The organism is Candidatus Zixiibacteriota bacterium (assembly GCA_040753495.1).
In the GTDB taxonomy this organism is placed as follows: Bacteria; Zixibacteria; MSB-5A5; order GN15; family PGXB01; genus DYGG01.
The window spans coordinates 1-10,704 of record JBFMEF010000213.1; the positions used below are offsets into that span (position 1 = coordinate 1).

Annotated in this window: 12 protein-coding genes; 3 read left to right on the forward strand and 9 right to left on the reverse strand. The window is 52.0% G+C overall.

Features of this window, described 5'->3' with window-relative positions; all coding sequences use genetic code 11:
- The 7 genes from AB1690_13715 to AB1690_13745 form a co-directional block, all read right to left on the reverse strand.
- Nucleotides 1-105 (reverse strand): NDP-sugar synthase (locus AB1690_13715; protein MEW6016365.1); only part of this gene is annotated, 105 nt, incomplete at its 3' end.
- Nucleotides 106-146: 41 nt separating this feature from the next.
- Nucleotides 147-812, reverse strand: coding sequence for an MtnX-like HAD-IB family phosphatase (locus AB1690_13720; GenBank protein ID MEW6016366.1), 666 nt, complete (start codon nt 810-812; stop codon nt 147-149).
- Between the two features lie 2 nt (nt 813-814).
- Nucleotides 815-1,099, reverse strand: a complete 285-nt coding sequence (locus AB1690_13725) for a hypothetical protein (GenBank protein ID MEW6016367.1) — start codon at nt 1,097-1,099, stop codon at nt 815-817.
- Nucleotides 1,089-1,850 carry a sulfite exporter TauE/SafE family protein gene (locus AB1690_13730; GenBank protein ID MEW6016368.1) on the reverse strand — a complete coding sequence of 254 codons (762 nt, stop codon included), beginning with the start codon at nt 1,848-1,850 and terminating at the stop codon, nt 1,089-1,091. The genes AB1690_13725 and AB1690_13730 overlap by 11 nt, the downstream gene beginning before the upstream one ends.
- A complete protein-coding gene (locus tag AB1690_13735; GenBank protein ID MEW6016369.1) occupies nt 1,847-3,370 on the reverse strand; it encodes a S41 family peptidase in 1,524 nt (507 codons plus the stop codon). Before AB1690_13735 ends, AB1690_13730 begins: the two co-directional genes overlap by 4 nt.
- 56 nt (nt 3,371-3,426) lie before the next feature.
- Complete coding sequence (gene tmk / locus AB1690_13740) at nt 3,427-4,050, reverse strand: dTMP kinase (GenBank protein MEW6016370.1); 624 nt, start codon at nt 4,048-4,050, stop codon at nt 3,427-3,429.
- A 66-nt stretch (nt 4,051-4,116) separates the two neighbouring features.
- Entirely contained in the window at nt 4,117-5,304 is a 1,188-nt protein-coding gene (locus AB1690_13745) for an inositol-3-phosphate synthase (GenBank protein MEW6016371.1), read from the reverse strand.
- A 131-nt stretch (nt 5,305-5,435) separates the two neighbouring features.
- On the opposite strand from AB1690_13745, the gene AB1690_13750 reads away from it, so the two are divergent.
- Nucleotides 5,436-6,101 (forward strand): TetR/AcrR family transcriptional regulator, encoded by a 666-nt coding sequence (locus tag AB1690_13750; GenBank protein ID MEW6016372.1) that lies wholly within the window; start codon nt 5,436-5,438, stop codon nt 6,099-6,101.
- A 5-nt stretch (nt 6,102-6,106) separates the two neighbouring features.
- Here the strand turns inward: AB1690_13750 and AB1690_13755 are convergent, their stop codons facing one another.
- Both AB1690_13755 and AB1690_13760 read right to left on the reverse strand, forming a co-directional pair.
- The gene (locus tag AB1690_13755; protein ID MEW6016373.1) at nt 6,107-7,042 is read right to left on the reverse strand and encodes a PfkB family carbohydrate kinase; all 936 of its coding nucleotides are present in this window, start codon (nt 7,040-7,042) and stop codon (nt 6,107-6,109) included.
- Between the two features lie 8 nt (nt 7,043-7,050).
- The gene (locus AB1690_13760; GenBank protein MEW6016374.1) at nt 7,051-7,656 is read right to left on the reverse strand and encodes a CDP-alcohol phosphatidyltransferase family protein; all 606 of its coding nucleotides are present in this window, start codon (nt 7,654-7,656) and stop codon (nt 7,051-7,053) included.
- Nucleotides 7,657-7,772: 116 nt separating this feature from the next.
- Between AB1690_13760 and lepA the strand changes: the two genes are divergently transcribed.
- On the forward strand, nt 7,773-9,575 hold the full coding sequence (gene lepA, locus AB1690_13765; GenBank protein MEW6016375.1) for a translation elongation factor 4: 1,803 nt from the start codon (nt 7,773-7,775) through the stop codon (nt 9,573-9,575).
- 40 nt (nt 9,576-9,615) lie between these two features.
- Nucleotides 9,616-10,704 (forward strand): SLC13 family permease (locus AB1690_13770; protein ID MEW6016376.1); only part of this gene is annotated, 1,089 nt, incomplete at its 3' end.

Here is a 10,704-nt window from a genome sequence, read left to right on the forward strand (position 1 = left end):
CTCCATCATCGGAATATTGCCGATAGGGACCATCGGTTTGGGGATATTTATGGTAAGAGGGCGGAGGCGGGTGCCGAATCCTCCCGCCATAATGATTGCCTTCATAGTAATCTCCCTTTAGTGGCGAAGCATTCCATATACTAAGTCTAATCGGTGATTTTTGCGGTTTCTTTGAACCAGTTTAATATATCAAAAAAGTCGCTATATTCAATAGCGGGGAATTGGTGTTGTCGGCAATAGGTCAAAAGGTCGCCGCGGGCGAAAATGGTATCGGACTGCGGCAGGGCGCAGATATCGGAGAGCCCATCGCCTATGAATACGACTTCGACCGCTTCTCTCGCCGCGCCGACAATTTCCTTTATCCGAACACCTTTGCAGGAGCCACAGCGGGGGCAACCGTCATTGCGATACGGGAATTCAATGCGCAGCCGGTTCCTGTCAAATATTGCCCGGTTGGCGCGATGGGGAATCTGCTCCAAATGAAACTTGCGAAGAATATAATCGATATAGAAATCGAGGCCGTCCGAGAGGATATAGAAAGGAATACCATGATAGGTCAATTCCTTGTATGTCTCCAGGGCGCCGGGCGAGAGTTCGAATTGATTCAGGAACACTTTGATGTCGTCGGCGGTGGCGGTAATCAGTTCCGATTCGCGGGTCAGGCATTCTCGTGAAGTAATCAGTCCTTTTTTCCAGTCTTCAACCAGCTGCCGATTTCTACCCCCGGAGAAATGGGTGTAAATCCGGTTGCCGATATCTTTGGCGGTGAAGGTGCCATCGAAGTCGGAAAAGACTACTAAGTCGCTTTTCAAAGTCATCGTGTTAAAGTCAGCAATACGCTCAAAAGTATTAAAGCGATAATCGCCAAAGTTAATAACCGGGATTTCCGCTGCCCGGTTCGCCGGAAATGGCGGCTAATCCACCCCAGTCTTATCAAAGCCGAGGTCATCAGGATAAACATGCTCACATAACATAAGTTTATACCAATTTCCCGGTTCAAAAGATAGACCGGGATGGCGACGACAAAGGCAATAACGACGACCCAGGTCAGAATATGCTGGAGGCGCAGCAGTCCGGAAAGGTCCTTTTCAGAATTCATAGGCAATACCGCTTAAAAACATTTTTATCGCCAGATAGACAAAGAGTATGGCAAAAATCGGTTTGATTATGCCGGATTTGGTTTTTGCCCCGAGAAGTCCACCGAGCCACCCGCCGGCCATGGTTCCGAGCATAATAGGTCCGGCGCATTCGACTCGAAGAGTGCCGTGGATAAGATAGACCACCGAACCGGCGGTGGCGATTATGCCGATGGCAAAAGTGGAGCTTCCCCGCGAAATATCCATGGGATAATTCAGAATCAGATAAGATGCGGGAATAATGATTATGCCGCCGCCTACGCCAAGCAGGGTCGACAAGATTCCGGTGGCAACGGCGATTGCCACCGTAGTGACAGGCCGGGAGAGGAGGCTGCGGGCTTTTTGATGGGGGGATTCATCGCGACGTCTCAAGATAAGAAAAGTGGCATGAATCAATATCAGGGCAAAGGCGATCTGCAGATAATTTCCGGGGATATAATGCCCGACCACGCCGGCGGCGATAGCGCCAATCGAAGCGAAGAAAGAAAACAGAATCACCAGTTTCAGGTCGATGAGATTGCTTTTAAGATATTCAGTGGAGGAAACCAGCGAATTAGCCATGACCGTTGCCAGCGACAGGGCGGCCGCCTGCTGCATTGGCATAAAGAAGACCAGCGTCAAGAATGGCACCAGCAAGACACCGCCGCCTAATCCCAGAAAACCACCCAGCAACCCGGAGACAAAGGCGCCGGTTATCATCAGGAATTCATTCATGGTATCGGCTTGCTCAAAAGAAGGGATTCAGCCCGTTGAATATCGTGACGGTACGGCAGTATCGCCAGTGGATAGGAAACAGCGGCGCCGAAATTGGCTTCAAGGGCGATTTGATAGAGACGGCGAAGGATATAGTCGCGGTGTCTTTCCATATAGACTCGGTCTTGTTCGCGAGACAGGGTGTACAGTTTCTCTCCTTCATTGAAGAGTTCTCTGCTTCCCCCTTCAAAAGTTATCAGTTCCAGCGCCAACTCCAACTCCCGGGTCAGGGAGGAATGATATGCAAAATTTGACGAATCGGCAAAAGCGGCGAAGCGCTGGAACCATTCTCCTGAGAGAAGCGGCGTCTCCCGCGTCGGGGCAAGGCTGTCTTTGTGGCGCAGGGCAAAATCGCGCAGAAGAAGGGAACTCTCCAGCGCCAGGATAAAATCATCAGTCTCGTCGGAATTGACATGGAAATCGGGAGGGATTCCGGCGGCGCTGTCTTTACTTTCAGCCGCCGGGTCATTAAGATAGACTCCGCCTTCAAAATAGTAGCGGGCAGTAGTGAGGCGAATGCCGGAGCCGTCGCTGAAACCGTCAAACTCCTGCACCAGACCTTTGCCGAAAGTGGTGTCGCCGACCAGCACGGCTCGTCCGGCATAGCGGAGAGAGCCGGCGACAATTTCTGCCGCCGACGCCGAGCCGCGGTCGATGATTACGGCGAGCGGCCGACCTTCGGTAAAATCATCACCGGAAGAATAATATTCCACCTGCCGCCAGCGGCTGCGTCCTTTGACTCCAACTATCAGTCGCTCCGCATCGAGAAAGAGATTGGCGACAGTCAGCGCCTCGTTGAGAAGTCCGCCAGGATTGCCGCGCAGGTCAAGTATTATCCCTTTCACGCTATCCTGCTTTGGCAGGTAGAGGGAATCGAGAATCTGCGCCAGTTCCTCGGTGGCGCCTGCTTCGAAATCGAGAATCCTGATATAGAAGATTCCTTTCTCGTTGAGACCGGCGTACGGAATATGTATCAGCCGCAACTGCTCACGAATCAAAGCGAAAATCAAAGTATCCTGTGAGTTTTCCCGGATAAGGGTGATTGTTACGGAAGAGCCTTCCGCTCCTCGAAGATAGAGGGTCGCTTCATACGGATTTTTTCCCTTCATACTGACCGAATCGGCGGCGAGAATGATATCGCCGGTTTTCATTCCGGCTTTGCCGGCGGGACCATCCTCCCGCACCGACATTATCATCAACCCATCATTATGACCGACCACCGTGATACCGATGCCGCCGTAACTGCCGCCGAACTCCTCCACCACCCGGTCGAGTTCTTTCTTGTCGAGATATCCGGAGTAGCGGTCAAGAGAAGCGAAAACCTGGTCGCGGGCGGTTCGGAGCAGTTCCTTTTTATTGACTTCTTCGGGAAAATATCGGTCGATATAAGCCAGCGCGGAAATGAGGCGATAGGGGTGGTAAAGATTGTCATCGGTAAGCAGATAGACAGTAAGACTGATGACCAGAACCGTTTGTATCAAAAACAGAATAACAGCCCAAAGAAGCGGACGAGGAGGACGGGTCGGAGCGGATGGCTCTACCTGATTTTGAGGCGACTCTGAAGACAATTTATCACCTCGGCAAAAGTCTCGGCCGCGGAGCCGTCACCGCGAAGGAGAACTACTCTCTTTTGTTCTTTGCGAGCAATGGCAAGGAAGCCGTTACGGACACGGCGGAAGAAAGCGGCTGATTCTGATTCGAGACGGTCGCTGTTTTTCTTGCGCCGGGTCAGAGAGGTTTTATAATTGACGTCTACCAGGAAGGTAAGGTCAGGGTGGCATTTTCCGACCGCCAGTTTATTCAGACGGTCGATAAGAGACAAATCCAACCCTCGTCCGTATCCCTGGTAGGCGGTGGTGGAGTCGTAGAATCGGTCGCAGAGGACGATGAGGCCGTTTTTCAGCGCCGGCGCGATGATGTCCCGGACAAGGGTGGAGCGCGCCGCCTCATAGAGCAATAGCTCCGTTTCCGGCGAGAGGCGGCTTTTCCTGTCGAGCAGAATCTCCCTGATTTTCTCGGAGACAGGAGTTGAGCCCGGTTCCCGGAGCACGAGCAGAGGACGCCCTGTCTGGCGGAGAAATTTTTCGGTCAGTCGTAACTGGGTGGTTTTGCCGGAACCGTCAATTCCCTCGAAGGTAATGAAAAATCCCTTTTTTTTCATAAGCAATAATAAAGGCGAGCCTAATCGCTCGCCTTCCATTATAAGTCAGTCCAAGAGGTTTGGAAACTACTTTTTCAGAAGAGTTTTCCGCAGGATTTTTTTGCGCGAGACGGTTGCCATCGGCTTCTCCGTAGCGCCTTTTATCACCAGCTTCGGTTTGGCGGTTTTGTTCGCCCCTTTCCAGCCGTATTTGAGAATGAATTCCTCGGTCATACGGCGGGCTTCCTCATCCGTGTACTGAACCGGCGGCGATTTCATGAAGTAAGAAGAAGGGGCTTTCATGGAGCCGGTCAGGCCGTTGTCGAGAGCAAGTTTGCAGCAGCGGACGGCATCAATGACGACGCCAGCGGAATTGGGGGAATCCCAGACTTCCAGTTTCATTTCGACATTGAGAGGGACATTGCCGAAAGTCGTTCCTTCCATCCGGATATATGCCCATTTTCTATCGAGCAGCCAGGCGACATAATCGGATGGTCCAATATGAACATTATCTTTTCCGACTTCATAATCGAGTTGACTGGTGACGGCGTTGGTCTTGGAGATTTTCTTTGATTCCAGGCGGCTTCGCTCTAGCATATTGAGGAAATCGGTATTGCCGCCGATATTGAGCTGGCTGGTGCGGTCGAGCCGGACGCCGCGGTCGCGGAAGAGACGAGTCAACACGCGGTGGACGATAGTCGCGCCGACCTGCGACTTGATATCGTCGCCAATAACAGGGAGCCCCCGCTCGATGAAGCGGTTCTGCCAGTACGGCTCGCGGGCGATGAAGACCGGAATGCAGTTGACAAATCCGCAGCCGGCGTCAAGTATCTGCTCCACATACCACTTAGTCGCTTCTTCGGAGCCGACCGGAAGATAACTGACGACCACGTCGGTCTTGGTCTCTTTGAGAAGTTTGACAATATCAACGGTATCCCCGGGAGCCTTTTCGATAATTTCCGAAAGATATTTCCCCAGTCCGTCATGGGTCATGCCGCGCTGGACAATGACGCCGGTTTTGGGGACATGGCAGAACTTGTAAGTGTTATTCGGCTTGGTGAAAATAGCCTCGGCAAGGTCTTTACCGACTTTGTTCTTGTCAATATCGATGGCGGCGGAAAATTCGATATCATTGACATGATATCCGCCCAGATTGACATGCATGATGCCGGGGACCTGTTCATCCTCCCGCGCTTTCTTATAGAATTCCACTCCCTGAACAAAGGATGAGGCGCAGTTACCGACACCGATTATAGCTACGCGAACTTTTCCCATTCAAAAATCCTTTCTAATGATTTGAGCAGAGGAAAGTATAGCAATTTCCAAGGATGGGTCAAGAAAAAAGTTGCCATTTTATATAATTATACTATATTAATGATGACTCATTAGTTATTAACAATAGTTATATGGTTATAGACGAGAATCTGATTGTTGAGCTGGAACGGCGGGGAATAGTGACAGCCACATTCCGCAAACTGAGTCCGGCGAAGAAAGCGGCCGTTTACGGTGCGGCCCAGTCGGAACTGGCGCAGGCGGTTTTTGATAATGTCTCCCTGGACAGGATTGCCGACGCCGCCGGAATCTCAAAGGGGTCGCTGATTCAGTACTTTCGGCACAAGGAGGGGCTGTTTCATTTTGTGGCGGAGGTTTATCTGTCGGAATATTGCTCATTCCTCGAGGATTATTTTCGAAGCGAAAGTGCCGTCCGGGCGACGGAAAGAATCAGGCAATTCATCCTGGGGCACCTGGAGTACTGGGAGAAAGGGAAAGGGCCATTTCGGTACTATTTCAGGCTGGCGTATGAGAACGATTCCCGGCTGACAAAAGGGGTGCTCTCAAGAATCCGCGAGTTGCGGATGCAATACTGGAAAGGGCTTGTGGAGAGGGGGATTGAGACGGGGCAGATGCGGAAAGATCTGGGGGTGTCATCGGTGGCGCTGGCGCTGGAAGCTCTGTTATCATACCTGGAGAGACTTGCCGGCGAACTTCCGCCCGCGGCAAAGGGCAAACAGTATCTCGAGAACCTGACCGGGGAGTTTGTGAGCGGTATCTGGGACGGTCTGAAAGCCTGAAAGGCTCAGGCAATGCTGTAGGTAACCGGAATACGATAATCGGTCTGGCTTAAAAGCGCTGTTTGTCGGCGGCGCACCTCCGTTTCCGACATCTTGAAATCAGGCCCGACCTGCTCTATCATAATGGAAGAGACGGCGGAAGCGAAACAGGCTGATTTACGAAGGTCGCCGGTTTTGAGAAATTCGAAAGTAAAGCCCGCCATGTAGGTGTCGCCGGCTCCGGTGGCATCGACCAGGTCCACCTTGTAGGGAGGGATGTCGATAAAATCGGTGCCGTCATAGACGACCGAGCCGAGTTCAGCCAGGGTGACAATGACTATTTCCGGTCCCCAACTCTTGATTATCTCCGCCGCTTTGTACGGCTCTTTGCGGCAATCAAGCCCGGTCAGAACTTTTCCTTCGAGTTCGTTCGGTTTAACGACGGTAAACAGTCCCAGCGCCTCTTCGACACCGTCAACTTTCTCATGGTGAATCCGTCCGTTGCGGTCGGCATTCCGGAGAAGCCCCTGCGGATCGCAGAAATAGAAGCCGTCGTAGATATTTCGGATGGCGGCTATTTCATCAAGCGAAATTTCTCCCAGGATGGGACCAATCAACACCGCTTTCGATTCCTCATAGACCGCCGGGTCGATTTCTTCAATATCGGCGGCGCGTCCCAGCAGGTCGAGGGTGCGGTTGCCGAAATCATCGTAGTAAATCAGAGAAAATCCGCCGCTCTGTTTGGAGGGATATATAACCGGCTCAATGCCATATTCATTAAGTTTCTGCCGGAAATTCTGCCTGAAATCATTACCGATGGCGCCGACAAGGCGAACTTTTTCGCCCAGTTTCGCCAGCGCCAGGGCGGCGTTGGTGCTGCAGCCGGAGAGGACACGCCCTTGCGTTTCGATTTTTTTCGTTTTGATATAGTCATAGACCGGGTTGCCGATTGCGGTAATCATTCCTGATGTCAATCCTTCTTTTGGTTGAGCAGTTTATGGGCGTAGAAGAGACGCTGGACGGAGGTGATATAAGAAGTAAGTCCCACAATAATGAGAGCGGTTTCGAGAATGCGCATTTTGGGGTAGTAATGTTCCAGCAGGGCGCCGATGATAATAAGGGTGAATTTTTCCAATCGTCCCATTATACCGACCGCGCAATTTTCGATTTTGCCGATAGACTCGGCCGCAGCGCGGGTATAACTGGCGATTATCATCCCGAAGAGAGCGAAAAGCCCCCAGCCGGGATGCACCATATTGGAAAGGGTAATGCCGGCGAGGATGAAAAATTCGCCGTAGCGGTCGGAAACATGGTCGAGAATGCCGCCGAAAGAAGTCCCCATATTGCCGGCGCGCGCGGTGGCGCCGTCAAGCATATCGGTAATAGAGGTAATGAGCATCCAGATTACCCCCCACCAGACTTCGGCTTTCCAGAAATAGATACCGGAGACAATGGCGCTCGCCAGTGAGACCGCGGTGAGAAGATTGGGCGTCAGTCCCAGTTTCAGGCAAAATCGGCCAAGTCCGAGGGTGGAGCGCTCGTAATATTGACGCTTGAGTTTGTTTATCTCTGCCATAAATAGTAGATGGAGAATATATTGCTGCGGGGTGCAATGTCAAGAGGATATAAGACAGGGCGCATTTGACAAAAGGGTGAAGATATCATTTATTGCTGCCACCTTGACGGTATTATATGATAGATAAGAAGTACATTCGAAATTTCTCGATAATAGCCCATATCGACCACGGGAAATCGACCCTTGCCGACCGGCTCCTGGAAGCGACCGCGGCGGTTTCGGAGCGGATGATGCGGGAACAGGTTCTGGATGATATGGACCTGGAGCGGGAGCGCGGAATCACTATCAAGGCGCATGCCATCCGGCTGGATTATAAGGCATCTGACGGTCAGCTTTATCAGCTGAACCTTATCGACACGCCGGGACATGTCGATTTCACTTATGAAGTGAGCCGCTCCCTGGCGGCCTGCGAAGGGGTGCTTCTGGTGGTCGATGCCGCTCAGGGGGTGGAAGCGCAGACCGTTTCCAATCTGTTCCTGGCGCTTCAAAACAATCTGGCGATAATCCCGGTGCTGAACAAAATCGACCTGCCTTCGGCGCGACCGGAGGAAGTAGCAAAACAGATTACCGACCTGATAGGATGCAAGAAAGAGGAGATTCTGCACTGTTCGGCAAAAACCGGACAGGGGATTGATGAATTGCTGGAAGCAATAGTGAAGCAAATACCGCCTCCTCCGGGCGACCCGACCAAACCGCTTAAAGCCCTGGTTTTTGATTCGGTCTATGATTCCTATCGCGGCGCCGCTGTCTATCTGAAAATCGTTGACGGCTCGGTGCAGAAGGGAGACCGGATCAAGTTCTTCTCGCACGGGAAGCAGTTTGAAGTCGATGAGGTCGGCTGCCGTCGATTGCAAAATATGCCGCTGCCATCGCTCTCAGCCGGAGAAGTGGGGTACCTCTATGCCGGCATCAAAGAAGTTTCCGACACCCGCGTCGGCGATACGATAACATTTGCGCAGTATCCATCCGATGCCCCCCTGCCGGGATTTGTGGCGGTGAAACCGATGGTTTTCTCGGGGCTCTATCCCGCTATCGCCGAAGACTACACCGAGCTGCGCGAAGCGCTGGAAAAACTGAAATTGAATGATGCCTCGCTCTCCTTCACACCCGAAACGTCCACCGCCCTGGGATTTGGTTTCCGCTGCGGATTCCTGGGGATGCTCCATATGGAAATAGTTCAGGAGCGGCTGGCGCGGGAATATAATCAGACTATCATTAATACTGTTCCGAATGTTGAATATCTCGTTTATCTGAAGGACCAGACGGTGGTGACGGTCGATTCGCCGACAGATATGCCGGACGCCGGCAAAATCGATTATATCGAGGAGCCGTATGTCGATTCCCAGATAATCACGCCGCCTGATTCCCTCGGCGCTATTATGCGTCTCTGCACCGACCGAAGGGGGATTTACAAGAACACCGAATACCCGACCCCGGCGCGGGCGGTGCTCAGTTACGCTTTTCCGCTTTCGGAAATAATTTTTGATTTCTACGATAAACTGAAATCGATTTCGCGCGGGTATGCTTCGCTTGACTATGATGTCCCGTACTATATGAAATCAAATCTGGTGAAATTGGATATTCTGATTAACAGCGAGCCGGTGGATGCGCTCTCGGTGATAATTCATCGGGATAAGGCGTACAAGTACGGCGCCAGTCTGACCGAGAAGCTGCGCACTTTAATACCGCGGCAGATGTTCGAAGTGATAATTCAGGCGGCGATAGGAGGAAGAATACTGGCGCGGGCGACAGTGAAGCCGCTGCGGAAAAACGTCACGGCAAAATGTTACGGCGGGGATATCACCCGAAAGCGGAAACTTCTGGAGCGGCAAAAAGAAGGGAAGAAACGTCTCAAGCAGATCGGGCGGGTGGAGATTCCGCAGGAGGCGTTTCTGGCGGCGCTTAAGATAGAGGATTGAGGATTACCGGACCCGTGAGCAAGACTTAGTTCTTACATAGATGCCGCTATCAATATTTATTCTTCTTGCCGTATTCTTTCTTATCATAGTCCGCCGTATCGGGAATATTCATCTTCAAATCTGGCAGATAATGCTTCTGGGGGCAGTGGCGGCGCTTATTACGGGGGAAATAAAGCCGGTTCCGGCGCTTCGGACTATAGATATCGATGTGATGTTGTTCTTATTCGGGATGTTCGTGGTGGGGCAGGCGCTGGAGGAGAGCGGGTATCTGGCGCATTTGTCGTACAAGATTTTCAAAAGCGCCAAGAATGTAAACTACCTGATGCTCTATATTTTGTTCGGGATGGGAGCGGCATCGGCAATTCTGATGAACGATACATTGGCGATAATCGGGACGCCGGTAATGCTGCTTCTGGCGCGGAAACATAATATCTCGCCGAAACTTCTGCTTCTGGCGCTGGCGTTTGCGGTGACCATCGGCTCGGTGCTTTCCCCGATTGGCAACCCGCAGAATCTTCTGATAGCGCTGCATGGCGATTTTCGAAATCCGTTCCTGACCTTTTTCCGGTATCTGCTGCTGCCGACCGTGTTGAACCTGGTGCTGACGCTCTGGGTATTGAGGTATTTCTATCCCGATGAGTTCCATGACGAAAGTCTTAATCATTCACAGGAGCCGATAAAAGATAAGAAACTGGCGCGGCTATCGCGGATTTCGCTTCTGGTTATTCTCGCTCTGGTGGCGCTCAAGATCGCGACCGTATTCTGGGGCGGGACGGCGCATTACCGTCTGACATATATCGCGCTTCTGGGAGCGGCGCCGATAATCTTATTCAGCCGGCGACGATTTGAGATACTTCGGAAGATTGACTGGAGCACGCTGGTATTTTTCGCGGCGATGTTCGTGCTGATGGCGGCGGTCTGGGAAAGTTACTTTTTCCAGGAGTGGATTGACCGGATGGAGCTGGATATAACGAAACTGACGATGATACTGACGTTGAGCATTGTGTTGAGCCAGATGATTTCCAATGTCCCGCTGGTGGCGCTTTATATGCCGATGCTTCAGCATGCCGGGGCGGCGCAAAACGAACTGATTGCGCTGGCGGCGGGAAGCACCATTGCCGGGAATATG

Coding starts and splice junctions, on each gene's coding strand:
- AB1690_13725 (MEW6016367.1), bottom strand. CDS start 1,099: ATGAATTCTGAAAAGGACCTTTCCGGACTGCTGCGCCTCCAGCATATT.
- AB1690_13730 (MEW6016368.1), bottom strand. CDS start 1,850: ATGAATGAATTCCTGATGATAACCGGCGCCTTTGTCTCCGGGTTGCTG.
- tmk (MEW6016370.1), bottom strand. CDS start 4,050: ATGAAAAAAAAGGGATTTTTCATTACCTTCGAGGGAATTGACGGTTCC.
- AB1690_13745 (MEW6016371.1), bottom strand. CDS start 5,304: ATGGGAAAAGTTCGCGTAGCTATAATCGGTGTCGGTAACTGCGCCTCA.
- AB1690_13750 (MEW6016372.1), top strand. CDS start 5,436: ATGGTTATAGACGAGAATCTGATTGTTGAGCTGGAACGGCGGGGAATA.
- AB1690_13755 (MEW6016373.1), bottom strand. CDS start 7,042: ATGATTACCGCAATCGGCAACCCGGTCTATGACTATATCAAAACGAAA.
- AB1690_13760 (MEW6016374.1), bottom strand. CDS start 7,656: ATGGCAGAGATAAACAAACTCAAGCGTCAATATTACGAGCGCTCCACC.
- lepA (MEW6016375.1), top strand. CDS start 7,773: ATGATAGATAAGAAGTACATTCGAAATTTCTCGATAATAGCCCATATC.